We start from the raw sequence: 20,718 nt of genomic DNA, 5'->3' as shown, positions 1-20,718 counted from the left end.
TCTTCGTGCTCGAGGAATAGCTGAGCAGGCAGCGAAGGCACAGTGTGTAGCGGAAAGTATTCATGCAGATTCGATTATTCAAGACGAGTCTTTAGGCTGGGGCATGCAGTTAACTTGGCAGTGTCTGTATTGACTGCGGATGAGGACTCTCTTACAGGTATGCTTTCGGACCACGGTCTTGAGCCCACCGTTGCCGTGAGCGAGATGATTCGGGTGCGTTAAGAGCGTGGCGGCTTGGTGTTGTTGGCAGTGGAGGTGCGGCCGTCGCTGGTGCCGAATTATGGCGAATTTGATGTTGCGGCTACCGACGATGATCGGGTGAAGAAGGTTGTGGACATGGTGGAAAAGCCCGCGCCTTGGGATGCGCCGTTGGATTTGGTGGTTACGGGGCGCTACCTTTTGGACCGCGCGATTTTTGGCGCCCTCTGCTGTATCACTCCCGGTCAAGGCGGGGAGCTGTAGCTTACTGACGCCATCGATTTGCTCATCTCTCAGGGCCATCCCGGCCACGTCGTGGTGCATGATGGCATCCCCCACGACCTCGGCAATCCCGCCGGCTTCATTCCAGCCAGCGTCGAATTCGGTCTCCGCCACCCGAAGTACGGACCGGCATTGTTCCATGACTTGGAAGCGATTATGGAAAAATTCCGGCTGGAGCGAAACTAGACGTCGGAAAAGGCAGCGTCGGCCGCGGCCTCAACCTTGTCCATGTAGAAGAGTGATTGGGACTTCTTTAGCGACTCGAGTGAATGCGCGGAAATGTGGGCAATCTTGGTTTAAGGATTGGGATAGAGGGGTTGGGGGAGGCGTCGTTAAGCGCCCGCTCCTTTTATGCCCCGGCCCTAACGAGCTCCCGCGGCGCGGCTCATGCTTGGCTGAGGCTGCGGAGTTTCGATTTACCGGCGTTAGTTTTCTCTACGGGCCAGAATCTCTCCGGGCGCAGGGTGGCAGCTTCATGGAAGGGCGGTGCGTCGGTGCGGATGAGGGGGTATGCGGGAGGCAGTGCTAAGCGGCGTGCAGCAGGTAGGCCGCATCGTGTACCAATGCGCGGGGTGCGGACTGCGGCCCAAAAGTACTGGGTCGCTGTGAGCGGGGGTGGAAAGGGGCGTCGGCAAGCGAGGCTGTGGCAGAGGACTCGATGGTGGGCAGAGCGAAGGTGTGGGCGTCTGCGCGGCGCGGATGCTGCGGAAGTCGGGCAAGCTAAAGGCCTTAAGGGCGCAGGACTACAGGCGCGACAAATGTTTGGGCCTATAAGTTTCTCCGTGGCCGGTGTGCTTTCTGCGCACGTATTTTGTTTAGTCTCATGCCTTACTCAGCGGGCACTGGTAGCGTTTTATTGCATACTGCCACCAGCAGCCACAGGAGGCCATATCCATGGACGCGGATACTTCCGATTTGCTCTTTTACATCGGGTTGGTGCTTGTCATGGTGCTCTTTTGGGCCTACTACATCCTGGAGGTGCGGCGGCATCCCAGATCGGAACAGTGGTACGACGAAAGCGCCTGGGAAGGTAAAGAAAGTGATGGCGTCCTCTTCTATTATCCTTATTGCTCGCTAATGCTGGGTGCTGGTGGTGTCCTAGGGTTGGTTGAAAGCATGAACCCTCCCGAGTTTGTCGGCTCAGTGCTGCGGGTTGTGTTCTTGACAGCTGTCTTTATCGGAGCGGTCGGGATGACGGGTGGTTTCGGGGTTCCACTTCCGTGGCCTTTTGTTCCGCGTTGGGTCGTCGACATTCGCAAAGCGAAACGTGCTCGAAGGCGCGAGCGTAGGGAAGCTAGGAGGAGGGGAGAGTAGGACTGGGGACTTTTCTAGGGTCTGGGGTTCGGTGGAATTTTGGCCATTAAGGTGGGGGTCCTTCGGTCTGAGTGGAAAGTATCGGAAGATGGTTTGGGAGGTTTGCAGCCCGGCCCGGCCAAAAAATTGGAATGACCCTTGTGATTGTTCCCCTTCTTTAATGGGCATCCCTTTTTTGAACGGACTTGACCCTGCTCAGATGAAACAAAACCTGAGACACTTCAGTTTCAATCATGAGTCGCTTCATAGATCTATAAACCGGAGGTGGAAAACGCGAAAGTAACTTACCATGAAATGTATGGGTATTTTCTCAGGACTAAATAGTGGAGACGACCGCGTGGTCGAACTTGACCCCGCGAAAATTTTCCGCAAATTTGCTAAGGCCAATGATTCGATCTACCGGATGCCGTGGGACATTCAGACTGAAGTTTGGAATAAGTGGTTTGGGCGACGTTTTGAACGAGATTCAGTAATCAAGATGAATACTGGAAGTGGAAAGACAGTCGTGGGGTTGATGATCCTGCAGTCTTGCTTAAACGAACTAAAAGAGCCCTGCGCCTATTTTACGCCGAATAAACAGCTTCAACAGCAGGTTCTGGCTACTGCGAATGACCTAGATGTGCAAGTGGCGACAGAGCTGGACGACCCTAACTTCCTTCGGGGGAAGTCAATTTTAGTTGCTCCGATACATAAACTGTTTAACGGCCAAAGTCGGTTTGGTATTCGGTCAAGATCGCAGCATTTTCAACAGTGCGGGGCCATTTTAGTAGATGATGTGCACGCCAGCATGGATACCATTAAAGATTGCTATTCAATCAAAATAGAGTCCGGCGACAAGTGCTACGCCCAGTTATTGGAGCTGTTTGAAAGCGCGATTAAGGGTCAGTCTATTCACTCGTATTCTGCGATCAGCTCTGGAGAGGAAAGCGACACCGTTCAGATACCTTATTGGGATTGGCAGAAACTAATTGAGCGAGTTGAATCCATACTTGACAGTAATCTTCCAGCAGACACCCGTAAGTTTGGGTTCTCTATGGTTCGGCAACACCTTACACTCTGTGAGGTTTTCGTAAACAGAGACGAATTTGAGATCCGTCTTCCTTATCCAGACTTGGAACTTTTTCCTACTTACGTGGACGCGGAGCGTAGGATTTTCATGACGGCAACTCTCACAGATGATTCTTCGCTATGTACTTTACTGGGGGTGGACCGAGAAGCGGTTGAGTTTCCGATTGCTCCTAAAGAGGCGGGGGACATCGGCGACAGGATAATTTTGGCTCCGAGCCGCCTGAGTAAAGTTAGTAAAGAGCAAGTTCAAAGCAAGTTAAAGGAGTGGTCAGCTAACTATAATGTCGTGGTTTTGGTTCCATCCTTTAACTCTGCCGAGGACTGGAGGGGGATAGCGGACAAAGTCGCCGAAGCTGGAGAAGTGTCTGAGGTAGTTGTGCGTTTGCGTCAGGGGCATGTCGGGTTGGTTGTCTTGGTCAACCGATACGATGGGGTGGATCTGCCAGACGATGCTTGCAGAATTTTGGTTATTGACGGGTTGCCCCAATATAGGCGCCCTCATTCAATCGTCGAACAAGCTGTCCTAAACGACAGCGATGCTCTAAGTCGCCTGCAAATGCAGCGCGTTGAGCAAGGTATGGGACGAGGGGTTCGGTCGAGTGATGACTTCTGTGCTGTCCTCTTACTTGGGCCCCACTTAATTTATAATGCCTATAGAACTGGTGCTAGGGAGAATTTTTCACCGGCAACTCGGGCTCAGTTTGAACTATCTGAAAAATTCTCCGAATCCATTACTAAGGAACACTTTAAACAGTTTGTTGAAGCCGTTGAGTCCTTCTTGGAGCGTGACCCGGAATGGGTAGAGGTAAGCCATGCCGCTTTAGCAAAGGTGAAATATCCAGAGCGGTACGAAATTAATGATTGGGCAATCGCGGAGCGACTTGCTTTTGATGACGCTACAAGTCAGCAAGGCGAAGAAGCAGCGACCAAATTGAAGGATGCGGTGAAGGAGTTGCCTATTCGAGAAAGAGGGTTTTATGAGCAGCGAGCTGCTGCTTACATGAATACTCACTCTCCGAAGAGGGCAATTGGTATTCAGCGTTCTGCAAGGGGAAAAAATAAATTTCTTTTGAAACGTAGCGATTTATCCAAGGCTAAGCGGTCTACGATTTCGGGCGCACAAAGTAAGCGAGCGTTGGATTTCTTGGAAAACAAAAAGTTTGAAACTAGCGATGATTTTAAGCTTTGGGGTGAATCGGTTTTGTGCGACTTAGTTCCTGACCCTACTCACGGCAGTTCGGCCAGCTTCGAGGCTGCCGTCGAAACTGTCGGCTGCCTTTTAGGGTTTGAATCCACACGACCTGAAAATGAAGGCAATGTAGGTCCGGACAATTTGTGGCGATCTAATGACGGCCCCGCTCTGCTGCTGGAGGCAAAAAGCGAGTCCGAGGCGAAAAGAATTTCCCGCAGAGACTTAACTCAGTGCGCTCATTCGGTAGATTGGTTTGCTAGTTCATTTGGCCAAGAAGACAATCTTGGGGTGCTGGTGCACGGTTCAAACTGCGCTGAAAGCAACGCGGTTCCACGGAAAAACTTGCAAGTGTTCACGTTTAAGAAACTGGAGCAATTTCGGGAAAACGTCAGCAAATATGTAGAGGAAATCGCAAACGGTTGGGGCAGTATTGATGAGGATGAGATTGAAAGCCTCATCCAACTCTATAAATTAGGTGCCAAGAAATTTAGGCAGAATTGGCTCCAAGATGTTAAAGGATGATACTCAAGGTAATGGAGACGAAAGGTGGCCTTGATGTCAATTTCTGCTTCAAGAAAAACCATTGTAGTAATGTTTTGAATCGCATCTAAGCAGCTCAATGTAAAAATGAAGATGTAACTCTCCGCTCCCTCGTAAAAACTGGTAACAATGGTGCCATTTCGGTGCTCCGCATTAGTTGCAGCGTAGTGGCATTGTTGAAGCCGTCGGTGCTGCCGGCATCCATGGCTGCGCTGCCGCCAATGGAGAAGGAAGTAACCAGTAGGAGGAATGCCCGGGGTGGTGGTTATGGCGATGAAGGGGGACGGTTTGGGCGATTGGTGTGGGGAGAGGAGCATCGGAAACCTGAAGCCGGGCAACGTCGTGGAAGAAGCGTTCCTCACTTAAGGCATAGAAAATGGGTTTGTTTAAAGAATGGCCCTCTGCCGCGTCACATTTATCTTGCAGGTCGCTAAAGGTCAGGTTGGAGACCAGATATGGCTCACGATGAGTGCGCCGAGGGAGAAAAAGACTAAGGGCGCGGTGCCGAGCGCGGCACCAAAATAGTCTTTAAAGAGCGATAGGTAATTGTTATAGAGCACTCTCCCAATTGTTAAAAATCGCCGATTTTATAAAATAGGCGCTCCAGCTGGCAGGCTAATTGATAAAAACCCGCGGTTTTAAGAAATAGGATTTGGACCTTGCTGAATCACCGAGCGGTCGACGGGGCGCCGACAAAAGCGTTTGTAGGAGGCATAAAAATACCCACGCGGCGCTGAAAGTAGCGCGGCGTGGGCTGGGGGAGAGGACTAGAAATTAGTCCTGTGCAACACCAACGTTGACTTCGATGTTGCCGCGGGTGGCCTTGGAGTAAGGGCACATCTGGTGGGCGGCGTCGGCAAGCTCCTGTGCCTTGGCATCCTCAACGCCTGGGATGGTGACCTCGAGGTCTACGCCGAGGTAGAAGCCCTCGTCGTTCTTGCCCAGGGAAACGCGGGCACCGACGGTGGAGTTCTCCACGTCTACGCCCTTGTCCTTGGCCACTGCCTTCAGGGCGGAGTGGTAGCAAGCGGCGTAACCGGCAGCGAAGAGCTGCTCCGGGTTAGCGCCCTCACCGCTGCCGCCCATCTCCTTTGGGGCGGTCATGGTGAAGTCCAGATCGGAATCCTTGACTACAGAGCGGCCGTCGCGGCCTGCGCCGGTGGAGAGTGCTTCGGTGGTGTAAACGGCGTCCATGATGACTCCTTTTCTATTGGGACTTTGTACGTCCGCCGATTGTACGCAAGAACGCTAGTCTTCGACGACGCTGACGGTGACCTCGATATTGCCGGGGGTGGCGTTGGAGTAGGGGCAGACTTGGTGGGCGGTGTGGGTAAGGTGCTGGGTAGTGGCGCGTTCCCACCGCCCGCTGTTGGTCGAGCTAGGCCTGTCCTATCCGCAGTACCTGGTCATGCTGGTGCTGTGGGAGGCGGATGAGCCGGTGCCGCTGAAAATTCATCGACTCCCTGCTGGGCCTGGATAGTGGTACGCTCACGCTGCTGCTCAAGCGCCTGGAAAAGCAGGGCTATGCGGAGCGCTGGTGCGACCCCGATGATGGGCGCCGCACCCTCGCTGCCCTGACTGCAGACGGCGCCTCCCTCCGTACCCGCGCCGAATGCATCCCCGAAGCCATGGCCGAGGCTATAAGGAGGTAGGCCTCGACCTTGCCGAGTTCAAGAAATCGCTGGACACCCTCGCCGGCGTGCCTGTGGACGTGGAGCTGCTGACCTTCTGAGGATGATTTTGCGGGCTAAAGTGTGGCCTTCATATAGCAGATGAGGAAGGCTATACTGGCTTAAGAATTTTGGCTTTATACACGTAAAAATTGTTTCGCACTATGAGAGGAGGGGCCATGGCTACAGCAGTAGACGTCGCGCAGGTTATCTACAACAAACTGGGGTGGGTTGATGCTTGGAAGCTGGAGAAGCTTACGTATTACTGCCAAGCATGGAGCCTGGGCTGGTACGGGCGACCTCTTGTCTCGAATGAGTTTCAGGCGTGGAAAGACGGTCCGGTTGAACCCAACCTCTATCGCGAGAATAAATATCAACGCTCCGAGACAACCTCTACGGTGTTACCGGGAGCTGATGTAGAGGCTATAGGGGACGAAGCCGAAAAGATCATCGATGCCGTGATTGCCTTTTATGGTGATAAGACATCCGATGAATTGATTGAACTTACGCACTCGGAACGTCCATGGATCGTCGCTCGTGGTCAGATGGGCCCCGAGGCGAATGCTAACGAGCCGATTTCGCAGCTGGAAATGAAAAAATACTATGCCTTGCAGGAAGCTCGTGGTGCTGAAGGGCCGACGCGGCCTATGCTTTCTGTGCAGAATCTTTCCGGTGCCGATCTGCAGCAGCGCTTGCAAGCTTCAGCAGAACGCTGGAAGGGCGCTCTTGAGATCCTTGCAACCCGATGAATGAGTATTGCCTTCCGGTGGAAGACGTAGTTCGACTGAACCGTCAACTCATCGGTCGGGATGGCAACCTCCTCGACCGCTCGAAACTTGAGTCAGCATTGGCCACCCCTTTACAGACCTTCGGCGGAGAGTACTTGCACCCATCTGCACTGGATAGGGCTGCAGCGTTGTTGCACTATCTGGCAAAAGCGCATGCATTCGTCGACGGCAATAAGCGAATCGCCTGGGTATGTGCCTCTACCTATTTAGAAATCGAAGGCTTTGGGCTGGGGTCAATCGCCGATGAAGAGATTGTGGAGCTCGTTGAAACCGTGGCCGCTGCGCGCGATAAGAAGGAAGGCTTCATTGCAGAATGGTTTGCTGAACGGTTGATCTAGTTCGGTCTGGTTAGTTCCTGGAGTAGCGGTTAATTGGTAGTGGCCACGCGCTTGCTCCACACGCTTCTGTCCGCGGTTTCAAACGAGGCACTCACCGTTCTATCGCCGGGCTTTTCGCAGGTGAGATTCCGCTGGTCGCTGCCCATGTGGCAATCCAGGTTATAGGACTGCTTGGTCACCGGGCTGCTGGCGGTGATATCTGCGTGGTATACCGCCGTCACCGTGGGATCTTTTGAGCGCATGGTGTAGCTGGCCTGCATCGCGGCATCGAAGACCGCGGCGGCGAATTCGCAGGAGGTCGCATCGCCGGCGTCGATGGAATTGCCAGACGAGGACGTCCCGCAGTAGCCGCCAATCTGGCCCGCGTTGATGTTGTGGTTGCCGCCGGCTGGCGGTGCGGGTTGCTCCGGTTCGGCCTGTTTGGTGACCGTCTCGGTGCGGCGTTGTTTCGTGTCCTTTTCCGGGCTGGATTCTTCTTCGGTCTCGCCCGCGGCGGAGTTATTTTCCTGTGCGGTGGAAAAGGCCGGCTCATTCGCCGAAGTGGAGTTGTTATGGAAATCGGAGCCGGAGCCGCAGGCGCTTACGGTGAGGCCAGCGGCGAGAAGGATGGACGCTACGGGGAATAAGGAAGGGCGCTGCATAGGGATACTGTAGCGCCCTTTGGGGTGTGGTGCGGGGTTACTGCTCGATGCGGGCCGGTGGAACCGGCGCGCCCTCAGGCGGTAGCACCTTGGGATACTTCTTGGCGGTGCCGGAAGAAATGGCAGCCGCGGTTGCGCCCTCGGTGGTGCCGGCAGTGCTGGTAGGGGAAGGACGGTGCGGGGAGGGGTCCCAGTGGGCGTCGACAAGCGTGCGCTGGCATACCCAGCCCAAGGCCAAGATGGCCAGCGCGATAAGGGCAATGAAGAAAAGCCCCAGAGCGCCATCGGCGTGGATGGACCAGCCCAGCAGCAGGCCAAGCCAGCCAAAGTCAGCATCGCCGAAGGTGGTATTCGCAGAGCCGAAGGAACCCAGGACGCTGAGGAGGAATGCCGGCAGGAAGGTAATGATGAGGCCGTTGACAAAGGCACCGAGGGCCGCGCCGCGGCGACCACCGGTGGCATTGCCGTAGACGCCGGCCGCGCCACCGGTAAAGAAGTGCGGCACGAGGCCCGGCAGAATCAGGGCAACGCCAAAGGCCGGGTTGAGCCAGGTGGAAAGCACGGCAAGGCCCACCAGTCCGCCCACGAAGGAAGAGATGAAGCCGATGAGGACTGCATTCTGGGCATAGGGGAAGACGATGGGCGCATCCAGTGCGGGAATCGCGCCGGGCACGACCTTGGCTGCGATGCCCTGGAACGCGGGTACGAGCTCGCCCAAAATGGTGCGTACGCCAAAGAGGATAACGGCCACGGCTACGCCGAACTGGAGGCCCTGGGTGACGGACTGCATCAAGAAATTGCCCACATTGGTGGCGCCATCAGGGAAGGCGGTAAAGGCTTCTTCAGAACCGGCGCGGGCAATGAACAGCACGGCGAGCACCACGTACATCAACGCCATGGAAAGCGCGGTTGCCACCATAGAATCGCGCAAGAAGCGCAGGCCTTCCGGCAGCTTCAGGTCTTCAGTGGAGGGCGACATTTTCTTTCCCTTGCCGCCCACCAGCTTGCCGACGCCGCCCGCAGCCAAGTACCCCACAGTGCCGAAATGCCCGATGGCAACGGAGTCATCGCCGGTAATGCGGCGGGTAAATGGGTGCGCGATAGCCGGCAGCGAGACCATGAGGATGCCGAGAAGGGCCGCGCCAAAGGCGATGACGACCCAAGACGAGTACCCAGCAGGGGCAAGCACCATGGTGAGAAGCGTGGCCATGAAGAGGACGTGGTGGCCGGTGAGGAACACATAGCTCATGGGCGTGAAGCGGGCGAGCAGTAGCGAAACCACAAAGCCGAGGATCATAATCCAGGCGACCTGGCTGCCGAACTGGTCTTGGGCAATGCCTACGATTGCCTCATTGGTGGGAACCACGCCTTGCGCGCCGGTAGCGCCCGTAATCATGGCGCCGAGCGGCTCCAGCGAATCGGTGACTAGACCGGCGCCGGCACCAATGAGCAAGAAGCCAAGCGTGGCCTTGATGGCGCCGCCGATGGTTTTGCCAGTGCCGCGCCCCATCGCGGCCAAGCCGACCGCGGTGATGATACCGATGAGGAATGCCGGTACGGAGAGGATCTCATTGACAAGGAAGTTTGCTATAGCAAGAAGAAAATCCATGAGGATGCTCCTTAGATGTCATAGAGCTCGCGCAGAGCCCCATCGATTTCAGACATAGAGGTGAAGTCTTGGATGACGTAGACGGGAACGCCGACATCGCCAAGCGTTGCGGCGATTTCGCCGGAGGTGAGCAAGAAATCCGCCTCGCTCGCACGACCCTTGGCGGAGATGGTGTCTGTGGCTTCTACATTCAGGTATGGTCCCCAGCCCCATTCATCGAGGACCTGCTCGAGCGTGTTCTTAAGGAACAAAGATGTGCCCAGGCCGTTGCCGCATACCGTGAGGATCTTGCCTTTGGAGGCGATGGAATCCGCGGATTTTTGTTTCGCAGGGCGGGCTGCCAGTTCGGTCGGTGCTGCGGAAGACGCGCGCTTCTTACTCGAAGCCGCTGCTTTGAGAACCGCACGGAGCTCCTCTTCAGAGTCCACGCGATTGAGCTCATCTCGCTTTGTAGCTAGCAACTTTGCTAGCTGCTTCATGGCCTGTAAATGCTCGGAGTCATTGCGCGCGGCAAAAGCTACGACTAGGTCTACGGGATCATTGGACTCGTGGCCGAATTTCACCGGCTTATTCAGCCGTGCCCATGACAGCGAGGTTTCCTTTACCGACTCCGAAGGGCGTGCGTGCGCGAAGGCAAAGCCTGGGGCCACAACAATGTAGGGGCCCGTCTCTTCCACAGAGCGCACCATTGCTTCTGTGTAGTCTGCGGTGATCGTGCCTGCATCTTCGAGCAACGATCCTGCAAGCCGGATAGTTTCTCGCCAGTCCTTGGCGGCGCCGTGCAGCTCTACCGCGCCGGGCACCAGGAGGGAATCTAGTGTCGCCATATGTATCTCCCATCACAGAAATAGTGACATCGGGGTTAATGTCACTAACGATTCTATTCCGTGGAGAAACCGGAGGTAAAAGCAGGGGTAACGTTTGCACTGGCGGGAAAGCTGGGTGGCTCTATGGTGTCCGGTGTCCCGAGGGTTTTGGACTTGTGTGGGGCTACCCGTACTGAGGGTGTGAAAGTTAAAAGCCCCGCTAGCGCGGGGAGGGGTACAGCTCAAATGCTGCTTTGAGCACTGCAACAGGCTCATCCCGTTGGGTGCGGGAAGGTGGTGTTAACACCTGCAAAAGAGTGTACTCTACTGCGGTTTCGATTTAGCGTAGAAAAATAATGAACGTTGCAGTGCTAAGGGTGCTAATATCTTGGGTAGTGAATGGTTTAGTCGACTGAGGTCGAAGCTTCGGTGGCATGAGAGTCTTGCGGAGGAATGGAAAATGGAATTGCCGGCAGCCACGGTTGAATTCTGTAAGCGTGCCGAGGGTTGGGCGCAGCAAAGGAGACCGCAGACGCGCAGTTTGTGGGCGAAACCGGGAGATGGAGTTGATTTCCTTAATGTGCCGCAACACTTGGTGGATACGGCATGTGCTGCGTCGCTAATCTTTAACTCTTGGGTATCGCAGCCGGTTAAAGATTTCCTGAGTGGAGAATTGCAGATATCAGAACCCGAATTGGAAGGGCTGTACCTATGGTTGGTGGGGTGTCATGACCTGGGGAAAATTTTAAAAACTTTCCAGCGGCAAATTCTGACCCAGGGAGGGCGGGAACACCTTGTTAACGCTGTTGATGATGCCGGGCTGGCTACGGAGCTCAGCGTTGACGAAGCCAACTTTAGCAAGCTCCCTCACAGTATAGTTTCCGGAGAAATTCTGTCTCTGTGGTTAGAGGGGCAGGGGGTTCGACGGCCAAAAGCTAATGCGGTAGCTGGAGTGGTGAACGCACATCATGGCATTGCGACCGGCCCTAATCCTTCAGTGCGCAATCTCGTGGAAAATTACCCGGCTGAGTGGAAGGCCGTTCACCGAGAGCTGGTGGAGGCAATGGAGGAATTATGTGGGGTGGAAGGGGGCGTCGGCAAGCTGGTGGCATCCATGCCTAAAATGTCTGGACCTGCGGCGCAAACGCTGACTGGTCTGGTGGTGATGGCTGATTGGATTGCCTCTAATGAAAAAGCTTTTACTCTCCGCGTTCAAAGCAGCCAGTTGGAGCGAACTGCTGCTGCAGCCGAATTCATTGATCTCACCTCGCCGTGGGCCCCTGGGATTACCAGGTGGGCGGATATTAATGAGTATTTCCGTAAGTCATTTAATTGGCCTGCGGAATTTCAGGCGCGCCGGGTTCAGCGGGCGATGGTGGAAGCAGTTCAAGACTTGGATGAGCCTGCTTTGGTGGTCCTTGAAGCGGAGACCGGTGTGGGCAAGACTGAGGCGGCGCTCGCTGCTGCGGAGATTATGGCAGCCCGCAACGGCGCGCAAGGAGTATTCTTTGCGGCCCCGACGATGGCTACCGCTAATGGCTTGCTAGAGCGGACAATCGAGTGGGCTGGAAATGTGGCAGGGAACTCGGTGCGGTCCATGTACCTCGCGCACTCGAAGAATGCTTTGTCCAAACCCTTTGCTGAGTTGAAGTTCAACGGTATTAATGACCTGGAAGAATCTGGTGGTGAGGTAGTGGCCTCGCAATGGATGTCTGGGCGCCGATTGGGCATTCTCTCGAATTTCGTCGTGGGAACTGTGGACCAGGTGCTGATGATGGTGTTGCAGCAGAGGTATTCCATGCTGCGGCATGTGGGGCTAGCGGGGAAAGTGGTCATATTCGATGAAATTCATTCGTTCGATGTCTATACCTCTGACTATCTGCGCAGCACCATTGCCTGGCTGGGACATTATGGAGCCAGCGTCATTCTGATGTCCGCAACCTTGCCGCCGCACAAGCGTAAGGAGCTGGTGGAGGCTTATTCATGGGGAAATATGCCGGAAGGTGAGCAGGGCTATCCGCTCATTACCGTAGCTACGGCAGAGGAGATTCATGCTACCTCCGTGGAACCATCGCCTACCAACTTGGTGGGAGATATTCAGATACTCGATGAAGAAGAGGGGCCCCTTTCCGTATTGCTTGATGAGCTACTAGATGAGGGTGGCTGTGCTCTTGTTATTTGCAACACTATTGGCCGCGCTCAAGCTACATACTCGCGCCTGTCGGAAATGTATGGCGAGTGTGTGGAGCTTTACCACGCGGGCTTTGTGGCCTGGGAAAGGGTGGAAAAGGAAAGCTCGCTAAGGAAAGAGCTTGGCCCTGATTCTCACCGTGGAGCTGGTCGTCCGTGGCGCAAAATTGTGGTAGCCACCCAGGTTGCAGAGCAGAGTCTCGATATTGACGCCGATGTTCTCATCACGGATATCGCGCCTATAGACTTGCTCATCCAACGCATTGGTAGGCTGCACCGTCATGCGCGCCCCGAAACTGATAGGCCTCGCCGTCTCCGGGATCCGAAGATTTTCATTCGCGGTGTGCTGCAGAAAGACCCAGTTCCGGAGTTCGATTCTGGTGCGGAAGCAATCTATGGTCGAGCGATCCTGATGTCCACTCTGGCTGTGTTGCCAGAGGAGTTTCGACGACCAGATGATACTGCCAAGCTCGTCGCTGAGGCTTATAACCCGGATTTTAAACCCCCAGCACCGTGGCTGGAAGCGTGGACCGAAGCAGAAGATGAGAGGCGACATGGGGAAGCTACGGCTCATTTGAAGTCCGCAGATTATCGATTACCTGACCCTAGGCATGGTCTGCAATTTAAAGCGCTCTTTGAGCGATTGGTCGATGATTCTGAGCACAGTGCTGGGGAAGGGGGAGCGGCACAGGTTCGTGATATTGAGCCGAGCGTGGAGGTCATCCCCATTATCGCTACCGATTATGGATATCGGCCTTGGGGTTGGGACAGCGAGGTTCTTGATGGGGGCGAAGTTTCATACGAGCTGGCCTTTCATTTGGCGTCGAGTACAGTTCGCTTGCCAGGCAGGATGACTCGTTATGGAACAGACTTTGACGCGGTTGTAAGCCAGCTTGAGGAATCTACACCAGGTGAATGGGTAGATCACTATCTGCTCCGAGGACAACTAGCTCTTGTGCTTAACGAAAATAATGAAGCAATGGTTGGACGCTTTGAAATCCGCTATTCCTCCGAGCTTGGAATCGAAATAATGAGCGACGGTAGGGGTTAGCATGTCCAAGGCCAAAGCTACCCTGAGGGCACCTCCGGCCCAGGAGTATTTACTACACACCACCAATTCATCTTTACAGAAAGGAGGCGAAAGATAATGACTGAAAAACCAACATTTAATTTGCTCGATGAGCCGTGGATCTCGTGCATTGACAGCGCAGACGCCCCAGTCGCATTAAGTATCCGGGATATATTCTCGGGTCGCGGCGATGCTCAAAAAGTCTTGGGTGATTCACCCACCCAGGACTATGCGGTAATCCGTGTACTGCTTGCTATTTTTTGGCGGGCCCATGCTCTGGATATCGCTCGTGCCCATTCGCACAATTCTCGGCGGGCTCATTTTGATTGGGGAGAATGGTTCGCTGATCAGCGAGAAACCCTGATCAAGGAGCGACGTGATGAGGTTGTTCTGGATTATCTCGACGCCTTTGCTGATCGCTTTGATCTTCTCTCTGAAACCCAACCCTTTATGCAGGTAGCTACCCTGCATTCGAAGAAGGGGGACACTCGTCCCATCTCTTATATCGTTCCCGAGGCCGCGGAAGATTTCTTCACCATGCGCACTGGGGATGGCCGTCAAAGTTTGTCTTTAGCTGAGGCTGCTCGGTGGCTTATCCACCTGCAGGCCTATGACTATTCGGGTATTAAGACCGGCGCGGAGGGCGATCCACGCGTCAAAGGTGGTAAGGGCTATCCCATCGGTACCGGTTGGTCCGGCCGAACGGGCGGAACACTCGTTCTTGGGACGGGTGGACTATTAGAGACGTTGCTGCTTAACACTTCCCAGTATGTTGTCACCAGCAAGCAGGATTCAAACCCCATCGAAGGCGATAAGCCGGTGTGGGAGCGTGAACCCGATACGGCAGCGCAGCGCCCCGGATCCGACGATAAGCTCGGTGCATTTCCTCGCGGTGCTGCTGACTTAGCGACCTGGCAAGCGCGGCGAGTGCGTCTCGTTGTCGAAGGCGGACGGGTTACTCGAGTAGTAGTTTCCAACGGGGACCGTATTCCGGATGCAGGAAAGAACGTGCTGGCCGATCCAATGACGCCGTATCGTTATAGCCCGAATCAGTCAAAGAAAGGCGTGACAGCGTACTACGCTCGCCCCTACGACTCGACGCAAACCATGTGGCGTGGTCTTGATTCCTTGATCGCGCTTGAGGATGACCCCGGCTTTGATCAAAAGAAGGATAAGGCTCCGCTACGCCCCGCAAACCTGAGTAACCTGGCGGCTCTAGACGCCGATGGATACTTGGAAAAGCATGTCTTCGATGTCGCTCTAGTCTCCATGGAGTACGGGCCGCAAGAGTCTTCGGTGGCCAGTACGTTTAGCTCTACTATCGGGCTTCCTGTTTTGGTGCTTCGGGACGATGACGCAGGCCGCAAAGTGAGAAATGCTGTTCGAGCCTCCGCTAAACAGACCTATCAGGCAGCGATCAGCATGGGCTGGTTCGCTGGCCAATTGCGGGTAGCCGCGGGCAATGACTACGAGTTTGGAGTAGCTGCCAAAGATCGCTTCTATGCCCAGCTAGAACCGCAGTTTATCGAGTGGATGTCTACCGTTGCGGTGGATACTACCGATGAATCTCAAAAAATATGGCAAAAGCGTGCCAGAGGTGTAGCTCTGGCGCACGCTCGAGAATTGCTCCGAGGAGCTGGTCAAAAGGCGGTCATTGGTAGGGAAATTGATGCCGGAGAAGATGGAAAGGGCCGAATCATTTCTGCAGGTTCTTTGTACCGGCAACTTCTTCGCCGCCTTGATAACGACCTGCCGCTTACCGCACCACCGGCTGAGAGCCGAAGTAACGATTCATCTCTGAAGGAGGGCAAGGCCCATGCATGAGAATCAAAACACCTCTAAGACAGGCTCGCAACGTAGCGGTGGTCCAAGGCTTCGCGCCTCGGTGGCTCGGACCGCAGATTCGCTGCAACGAGATCTTTTTCATTCGCCGAACCACGCTAAGCAGGCACACGCCCGAGCAGTGCTAGCAACATTGCGGAAGTACTCTGCAGTAAGACTGGAGAATCACCCCCTTGCCTTGGAGGAAGTTCTGCTTCTACTGGAACCACCCTTGAGCGAGTTGGAGTTGGGCCGAGGAGATAAACCATCGGCCTCAGAACTGGCAGCATTTCAAGCCCTCACAATGTTGGGTGTGCATATGCAAAGCGCTACTACTGATGCCCACATCGCTGGGCAAAGTTTTGCTAAAGCATGCGGGCGCTTTTATTCCCAGAGCCAATCCCAGTCCACCAAGCCTCGTTTCGACGCCATGATGGTGGCGCAAGACGAGGCCTCCAGGATGGTTCACATTCGCTCTTTGGTCACGCTGCTTCGACGCGCCAAGCTGGGGTTTGACTATGGGCAATTTGCCAATGACCTCCGCGTTTTAGGCGACCAGACAGTAACCCAGAAAGAAAAAGCTCGTCGCCAAGGCGTCCTACTGCGGTGGGGTCGCGATTTCGCCACTGGCGTTTATGCCTCGACTCACAACGAGTCAGAATCCTAAACCCTTACTTTTTGAAAGGAAGTTGAAAACCATGTCTCTTATCATTGATATCCACGCTCTGCACACCCTTCCGCCATCGCTTATTAACCGTGACGATACCGGTGCACCAAAGTCCGCAGTGTATGGCGGTGTACCGCGCCAGCGTGTTTCTTCCCAGTCGTGGAAGCGTGCAATCCGTAAGTACTTTGAGACCCACGCTGATGTGGAATCCGTCGGAGATCGTTCGAAGCGCATTCCCGCAAAAATCGGCCGTAAGGTAGAAGACCACGAGGGGTGGGACGCTGAGCGCGCCCGGGCTGCAGTGGCCGATCTCTTCAAGTCCGCCGGAATCACGACGGAAGTAGATTCCAAAAAGCTTAAGGCTCTCGAGGAGTCGGAAGAGATTACTAAGGAAGAACTCGAGGCAGCACAGTACCCACAGACCAAGTACCTACTCTTCTTGAGCCCCCACCAGATAGACCGCGCTGCAGAAGCCATTGTCGAGGCAGACGGCGAGAAAATCAAGAAGAAAGAAGCGCAGAAAATCCTCGATACCGAGCACTCGGTGGATATGGCGCTCTTCGGCCGTATGGTCGCCGATGATGCTGCTTTCAATATTGATGCCTCAGTGCAGGTGGCGCACGCCCTTGGCATTCATGCCAGTGCACCCGAGTTTGATTACTTCACCGCAGTAGATGATTTGGCAGAAGAAGGGGAGGAGACAGGCGCCGGAATGATCGGCACCGTGCAGATGATGTCTTCGACGCTCTACCGCTATGCCACAGTAAACCTTGATGGTCTGAGCGAAAACCTAGATTCTGAGGAAAATGCGAAGCAAGCCGCCGTTGACTTCGTGGATGCGTTCATCAAGTCCATGCCCACCGGCAAAATCAACACTTTCGCAAACCAGACCCTGCCAGAGCTGGTTTATATTGCGGTACGCGATACCCGACCGGTAAGCCTTGTCACCGCCTTTGAAGAGCCGGTCGAGGCAATGGCTGGAACGAGTTTGCGCGTAGCCGGTGCTGAAACCTTGGCTAAAGAAGAGGCGGAGTTTGAGGAAAACTATGGTCTTAAGCCGCAAGCTTCCTTCGTCGTAGGCGTCAGCGAAGCCCGTAAAGCCTTTGCGGATCTTGCAGAAGAAGTAACTCTTCCTGAGCTCGCGGATCGATTGGCTGCCGCGCTAGAGAAGTAGGAAGGACGCCGACAATGACATACTCGTTGTTATTGCTCCTTAAAGGTCCGATGCAGTCGTGGGGAACCGAGTCTCGCTACGCCACGCGAGCTACATCTACCCTTCCTTCTAAGTCGGGGGTGTTGGGGATGCTTGCTGCAGCTGAAGGCAGGCGCCGCACCGATGGAGTAGAAGATCTGGCAGGACTGAGCTTCGCGGTGCGAGTAGATCAATCTGGTAGTTTGCTCCGTGATTATCAGACTGCTCAAGATTGGCAGAATAACCCGAAGAGCCAAGCCAAGCTGATTACTCGATACTTCTTAACCGATGCTGCCTTTGTTGCTGCTATCGAAAGTGAAGATCAAGCTCTCTTAGAAGGCTTTGCCGAGAGTCTGAAACGGCCGGCCTATCCCATTTTCCTCGGCCGTAGATCGTGCCCAGCTCCGCCGAATATCGTGCTTGGCGTGGTTAATGAGTCTGCGGTGGAAGCACTGCAGGACCACTCGACGTGGCATGCAACGAAAGACTATATGCGCACGTGTGGGCAAGAAGTAGAGTTGCCTATCTACCGTGACTCACTTGCCGGCGAAACCGGTACGGCCTGCCAGGACGTGCCAGTTTCTTTCGACCCTGAGCATCGTAAGTATTCGTGGCGCACCGTTGTTCAAAAGGAATTCGCCACCGTGGAAAACCCGATTGAACCGGAAAACCGGCGTCCTGATCCCTTCTTGGAAGCGGTGATGAATGTATGAGTACGTTGACAAAGATTTTGATTAACCCGCGGCGTCGCCAAGGGCGAAAACTTTTGACCAATCCGCAGGCTATGCACGCGGCTGTGGCAGCTTCTTTCCCGCCCGACTTAGACCAGTCTTCTGGTCGCATATTGTGGCGCCTTGACGAAAGTGCTCACCACCATGCGCTCTATGTCGTTGGGCCAGAAAAGCCGACTGCCAGCGTGATAGCTGAGCAGGCAGGGTGGGATACAAGACCTGCGCAATCAGTCGAGTATGACCGCCTCTTGGGTTCTCTGGCTAAGGGGCAGAGGTGGCATTTTGAGCTCTTGGCCAACCCCACATACTCGCAGTCCAATGGTGGAAAGCGAGGAAAAGTTAAGGCGCACGTTTCAGTAGACCACCAATTGGGCTGGCTGTACCAACGCTCTGAACGAGCCGGATTCAAACTCGCCCCGCGCGCCCAGGATGAGACTAGTAATGCCGAACGTGACCGCTGGTCCGTTCATGAGCAGACCACCATCGTGGAGCGAAAATCCTTGGATTTCCGTAAAGGCGATAGCCGCCGTCGCGTGCACATCGCTACTGCACGCTACCGCGGAACCTTGGAGGTCAGTGATCCAGACGCACTGCGCGCGACTTTAGTCAATGGCATCGGTAGGGCTCGCGGTTATGGCTGTGGTCTATTGACCTTGGCCCGACCTACGGGTGCATAATGTCCACACCGAGTGAAGTCCCCATCACACGCCAGGCACTAGCGCGGATGTCGGACCGGATAAGCTTCCTTTACGCTGAGCGGTGCGTGGTCAATAGAGATGGAAATTCCCTTACTATTACCGATCAGCGTGGGGTGGCTTATGTACCGGCTACCCAGCTAGCTGCCTTATTGCTCGGTCCTGGCACGAAGATCACCTACGCTGCTATGGCTTTGCTTGGCGACGCCGGCGTGACCACCCTCTGGGGAGGTGAGCGCGGGGTTCGCTATTACGCCCACGGTCGCCCGCCGGCTAAGTCTTCCCGCATGGCTGAAATCCATGCGCAAGTTATATGTAACCAGCGCAAACGGTTGGATTGCGCTCGCCGCATGTATGCACTGCGGTTTCCTGGCGAAGATGTTTCTGGGTTGACGATGTCGCAGTTGCGCGGTCGTGAGGGTGCGCGTATGAAGCGGATTTATGCCGCCGAAGCGGAGCGCACGGGTGTGTATTGGAATCGTCGATCTTATGACCCCAATGATTTCGATTCCTCGGACCCCATCAACCAGGCACTCACGGCAGGAAGCGCTGCTTTGTATGGCGTTGCACATGCCGTAATCGCAGCACTGGGTTTCGTCCCGGCGTTGGGCGTTGTACACACTGGCACCGATCGCTCCTTTGTCTATGATGTTGCCGACCTGTACAAAGCGGAGATTTCTATTCCAGCAGCATTCGATGCCGTGGCAGCACAGCAGGGAAGTCCCTCCATTGAGGTGCGCCGCCGGATTCGCGATCAGGTGGTATCTCATCGCTTGATGCCCCGGATGGTGCGCGACCTTAAAGCTCTTTTCGATGCCCCCGATGATGTCCTGGTCAGCGATGCCGAGCTAATGCTGTGGAGTGAGCTCGAGGTTATTGCCTCCGGGGTGAATTGGGCAGAGGAGGAGTCGTTGTCATGATGGTGCTGGTCGTTACGGCCTGCCCAGCAGGTCTGCGAGGCGATCTCAGCAAATGGCTCATTGAGCTGACCCCTGGAACATTTGTGGGACGCCCTGCCGCGCGCATCCGGGAATTGCTCTGGGAGAGAACCGTGGATCTTTGTAAAGATGGTCGTGCCTTATTGGTGTATCCCGCCGCTAATGAGCAAGGCATGGAGTTTCGAACTCACCGGCATCACTGGGAACCCACCGATTTCGATGGCGTCACGTTAATGATGCGCCCACATAAACCAAAACAAATGAAGCGTCGGACGGGTTGGTCGAAAGCACGCCAAGCCCGCAAAATGTACAACCGACAGAAAAGAGGAGGTTAGCGTATTCGATTAAATGAGCTTTTGACCTCCTGCTTGAAGCCGTATGTAAAATAACCTTTAGGCTCCTATCATTCCTGCTCAGCAAGTGTGTTCCCCGCGTAAGCGGGGATGAGCCGCTAACCCGGCTCATGGACGATGAATTGCCGAAGTGTTCCCCGCGTAAGCGGGGATGAGCCCAGTGACCTTTTCTCCCGTAGCCGGGTCGGTCAGTGTTCCCCGCGTAAGCGGGGATGAGCCCCATGTTCTTGAGTCTTATGGTCTCGCGCCGGAGTGTTCCCCGCGTAAGCGGGGATGAGCCCTTTCGCAGCAAGATTCTGCTCCATTGGGGTGCGTGCTCCCCGCGTAAGCGGGGATGAGCCCCAGACCTGGACGCAAAAGGTGGACGGGTGGCAGTGCTCCCCGCGTAAGCGGGGATGAGCCCGGCGCGTGGGGCACTGTTAAGCAGCGCATGAGTGCTCCCCGCGTAAGCGGGGATGAGCCCCGTGCTGTGCCGGAGTCGCTGAAATACCGTCAGTGCTCCCCGCGTAAGCGGGGATGAGCCCCAGACCTGGACGCAAAAGGTGGACGGGTGGCAGTGCTCCCCGCGTAAGCGGGGATGAGCCCGGCGCGTGGGGCACTGTTAAGCAGCGCATGA

At 55.1% G+C, this 20,718-nt stretch carries 21 protein-coding genes and 1 CRISPR repeat array; of the genes, 16 read left to right on the top strand and 5 right to left on the bottom strand.

What is annotated here, in order from left to right:
- The first annotated feature begins 237 nt into the window (after nt 1–237).
- From MHX61_RS09150 to MHX61_RS09135, 4 genes are all read left to right on the top strand, one after another.
- Nucleotides 238–462, top strand: coding sequence for a hypothetical protein (locus MHX61_RS09150; RefSeq protein WP_239194296.1), 225 nt, complete (start codon nt 238–240; stop codon nt 460–462).
- Nucleotides 463–480: 18 nt separating this feature from the next.
- Entirely contained in the window at nt 481–666 is a 186-nt protein-coding gene (locus MHX61_RS09145) for a hypothetical protein (protein ID WP_239194294.1), read from the top strand.
- Nucleotides 667–1,374: 708 nt separating this feature from the next.
- Nucleotides 1,375–1,794 carry a hypothetical protein gene (locus MHX61_RS09140; RefSeq protein ID WP_239194292.1) on the top strand — a complete coding sequence of 140 codons (420 nt, stop codon included), beginning with the start codon at nt 1,375–1,377 and terminating at the stop codon, nt 1,792–1,794.
- A gap of 298 nt (nt 1,795–2,092) precedes the next feature.
- Nucleotides 2,093–4,576, top strand: coding sequence for a helicase C-terminal domain-containing protein (locus MHX61_RS09135; RefSeq protein WP_239194290.1), 2,484 nt, complete (start codon nt 2,093–2,095; stop codon nt 4,574–4,576).
- Between the two features lie 455 nt (nt 4,577–5,031).
- Here MHX61_RS09135 and MHX61_RS11330 read toward each other — a convergent pair whose 3' ends face one another.
- On the bottom strand, nt 5,032–5,154 hold the full coding sequence (locus MHX61_RS11330) for a hypothetical protein (protein WP_255717671.1): 123 nt from the start codon (nt 5,152–5,154) through the stop codon (nt 5,032–5,034).
- Between the two features lie 214 nt (nt 5,155–5,368).
- Complete coding sequence (locus MHX61_RS09130; protein WP_239194288.1) at nt 5,369–5,788, bottom strand: organic hydroperoxide resistance protein; 420 nt, start codon at nt 5,786–5,788, stop codon at nt 5,369–5,371.
- A gap of 151 nt (nt 5,789–5,939) precedes the next feature.
- On the opposite strand from MHX61_RS09130, the gene MHX61_RS11325 reads away from it, so the two are divergent.
- From MHX61_RS11325 to MHX61_RS09115, 4 genes are all read left to right on the top strand, one after another.
- A complete protein-coding gene (locus tag MHX61_RS11325; RefSeq protein ID WP_255717670.1) occupies nt 5,940–6,074 on the top strand; it encodes a hypothetical protein in 135 nt (44 codons plus the stop codon).
- The gene (locus tag MHX61_RS09125) at nt 6,049–6,246 is read left to right on the top strand and encodes a MarR family transcriptional regulator (RefSeq protein WP_316987330.1); all 198 of its coding nucleotides are present in this window, start codon (nt 6,049–6,051) and stop codon (nt 6,244–6,246) included. Before MHX61_RS11325 ends, MHX61_RS09125 begins: the two co-directional genes overlap by 26 nt.
- Before the next feature lie 197 nt (nt 6,247–6,443).
- Complete coding sequence (locus MHX61_RS09120; RefSeq protein WP_239194286.1) at nt 6,444–7,013, top strand: Panacea domain-containing protein; 570 nt, start codon at nt 6,444–6,446, stop codon at nt 7,011–7,013.
- A 17-nt stretch (nt 7,014–7,030) separates the two neighbouring features.
- Nucleotides 7,031–7,390, top strand: coding sequence for a Fic family protein (locus tag MHX61_RS09115; RefSeq protein ID WP_239194284.1), 360 nt, complete (start codon nt 7,031–7,033; stop codon nt 7,388–7,390).
- 29 nt (nt 7,391–7,419) lie between these two features.
- Here MHX61_RS09115 and MHX61_RS09110 read toward each other — a convergent pair whose 3' ends face one another.
- The 3 genes from MHX61_RS09110 to MHX61_RS09100 are packed head-to-tail and all read right to left on the bottom strand — an operon-like array spanning nt 7,420 to nt 10,467.
- Nucleotides 7,420–8,031: a hypothetical protein gene (locus MHX61_RS09110; RefSeq protein ID WP_239194282.1), complete on the bottom strand. Its 612-nt coding sequence runs from the start codon at nt 8,029–8,031 to the stop codon at nt 7,420–7,422.
- Between the two features lie 37 nt (nt 8,032–8,068).
- A complete protein-coding gene (locus MHX61_RS09105; protein WP_239194281.1) occupies nt 8,069–9,640 on the bottom strand; it encodes a PTS ascorbate transporter subunit IIC in 1,572 nt (523 codons plus the stop codon).
- 11 nt (nt 9,641–9,651) lie between these two features.
- Nucleotides 9,652–10,467 carry a PTS sugar transporter subunit IIA gene (locus tag MHX61_RS09100; protein WP_239194279.1) on the bottom strand — a complete coding sequence of 272 codons (816 nt, stop codon included), beginning with the start codon at nt 10,465–10,467 and terminating at the stop codon, nt 9,652–9,654.
- Between the two features lie 439 nt (nt 10,468–10,906).
- Here MHX61_RS09100 and cas3 point away from each other — a divergent pair, with 439 nt between their 5' ends.
- The 8 genes from cas3 to cas2e all read left to right on the top strand — a co-directional run bounded on the left by cas3 (nt 10,907) and on the right by cas2e (nt 20,084).
- Complete coding sequence (gene cas3, locus MHX61_RS09095) at nt 10,907–13,687, top strand: CRISPR-associated helicase Cas3' (protein ID WP_239194277.1); 2,781 nt, start codon at nt 10,907–10,909, stop codon at nt 13,685–13,687.
- 96 nt (nt 13,688–13,783) lie between these two features.
- Nucleotides 13,784–15,529: a type I-E CRISPR-associated protein Cse1/CasA gene (casA, locus tag MHX61_RS09090; protein WP_239194275.1), complete on the top strand. Its 1,746-nt coding sequence runs from the start codon at nt 13,784–13,786 to the stop codon at nt 15,527–15,529.
- Nucleotides 15,522–16,193: a type I-E CRISPR-associated protein Cse2/CasB gene (gene casB, locus MHX61_RS09085; protein WP_239194273.1), complete on the top strand. Its 672-nt coding sequence runs from the start codon at nt 15,522–15,524 to the stop codon at nt 16,191–16,193. Before casA ends, casB begins: the two co-directional genes overlap by 8 nt.
- Before the next feature lie 31 nt (nt 16,194–16,224).
- Nucleotides 16,225–17,367, top strand: coding sequence for a type I-E CRISPR-associated protein Cas7/Cse4/CasC (cas7e, locus tag MHX61_RS09080; protein WP_239194271.1), 1,143 nt, complete (start codon nt 16,225–16,227; stop codon nt 17,365–17,367).
- Nucleotides 17,368–17,381: 14 nt separating this feature from the next.
- Complete coding sequence (gene cas5e / locus MHX61_RS09075) at nt 17,382–18,098, top strand: type I-E CRISPR-associated protein Cas5/CasD (RefSeq protein WP_239194269.1); 717 nt, start codon at nt 17,382–17,384, stop codon at nt 18,096–18,098.
- On the top strand, nt 18,095–18,793 hold the full coding sequence (cas6e, locus tag MHX61_RS09070; protein ID WP_239194267.1) for a type I-E CRISPR-associated protein Cas6/Cse3/CasE: 699 nt from the start codon (nt 18,095–18,097) through the stop codon (nt 18,791–18,793). Before cas5e ends, cas6e begins: the two co-directional genes overlap by 4 nt.
- Nucleotides 18,793–19,731 (top strand): type I-E CRISPR-associated endonuclease Cas1e, encoded by a 939-nt coding sequence (cas1e, locus tag MHX61_RS09065; protein ID WP_255717667.1) that lies wholly within the window; start codon nt 18,793–18,795, stop codon nt 19,729–19,731. The genes cas6e and cas1e overlap by 1 nt, the downstream gene beginning before the upstream one ends.
- On the top strand, nt 19,728–20,084 hold the full coding sequence (gene cas2e, locus MHX61_RS09060) for a type I-E CRISPR-associated endoribonuclease Cas2e (protein WP_239194265.1): 357 nt from the start codon (nt 19,728–19,730) through the stop codon (nt 20,082–20,084). Before cas1e ends, cas2e begins: the two co-directional genes overlap by 4 nt.
- Before the next feature lie 87 nt (nt 20,085–20,171).
- A CRISPR array of direct repeats spans nt 20,172–20,687; the repeat unit is 25 nt; unit sequence TCCCCGCGTAAGCGGGGATGAGCCC.
- Between the last annotated feature and the right edge of the window lie 31 nt (nt 20,688–20,718).

The organism is Corynebacterium sp. ACRPF (assembly GCF_022347395.1).
Taxonomy (GTDB): domain Bacteria; phylum Actinomycetota; class Actinomycetes; order Mycobacteriales; family Mycobacteriaceae; genus Corynebacterium; species Corynebacterium tuberculostearicum_D.
The sequence above is the reverse complement of the archived record's forward strand: the minus strand, read 5'-3'. Positions and strand labels throughout refer to the sequence as shown.

Bases quoted from the DNA above. Each gene is read 5' to 3' on its own strand.
- MHX61_RS09100 (WP_239194279.1), bottom strand. From the start codon at position 10,467: ATGGCGACACTAGATTCCCTCCTGGTGCCCGGCGCGGTAGAGCTGCAC.
- MHX61_RS09105 (WP_239194281.1), bottom strand. From the start codon at position 9,640: ATGGATTTTCTTCTTGCTATAGCAAACTTCCTTGTCAATGAGATCCTC.
- cas1e (WP_255717667.1), top strand. From the start codon at position 18,793: ATGTCCACACCGAGTGAAGTCCCCATCACACGCCAGGCACTAGCGCGG.
- casB (WP_239194273.1), top strand. From the start codon at position 15,522: ATGCATGAGAATCAAAACACCTCTAAGACAGGCTCGCAACGTAGCGGT.
- cas6e (WP_239194267.1), top strand. From the start codon at position 18,095: ATGAGTACGTTGACAAAGATTTTGATTAACCCGCGGCGTCGCCAAGGG.
- cas5e (WP_239194269.1), top strand. From the start codon at position 17,382: ATGACATACTCGTTGTTATTGCTCCTTAAAGGTCCGATGCAGTCGTGG.
- cas3 (WP_239194277.1), top strand. From the start codon at position 10,907: ATGGAATTGCCGGCAGCCACGGTTGAATTCTGTAAGCGTGCCGAGGGT.
- cas2e (WP_239194265.1), top strand. From the start codon at position 19,728: ATGATGGTGCTGGTCGTTACGGCCTGCCCAGCAGGTCTGCGAGGCGAT.
- MHX61_RS09140 (WP_239194292.1), top strand. From the start codon at position 1,375: ATGGACGCGGATACTTCCGATTTGCTCTTTTACATCGGGTTGGTGCTT.
- MHX61_RS09120 (WP_239194286.1), top strand. From the start codon at position 6,444: ATGGCTACAGCAGTAGACGTCGCGCAGGTTATCTACAACAAACTGGGG.
- MHX61_RS09130 (WP_239194288.1), bottom strand. From the start codon at position 5,788: ATGGACGCCGTTTACACCACCGAAGCACTCTCCACCGGCGCAGGCCGC.
- MHX61_RS09110 (WP_239194282.1), bottom strand. From the start codon at position 8,031: ATGCAGCGCCCTTCCTTATTCCCCGTAGCGTCCATCCTTCTCGCCGCT.
- cas7e (WP_239194271.1), top strand. From the start codon at position 16,225: ATGTCTCTTATCATTGATATCCACGCTCTGCACACCCTTCCGCCATCG.
- MHX61_RS09135 (WP_239194290.1), top strand. From the start codon at position 2,093: ATGGGTATTTTCTCAGGACTAAATAGTGGAGACGACCGCGTGGTCGAA.
- casA (WP_239194275.1), top strand. From the start codon at position 13,784: ATGACTGAAAAACCAACATTTAATTTGCTCGATGAGCCGTGGATCTCG.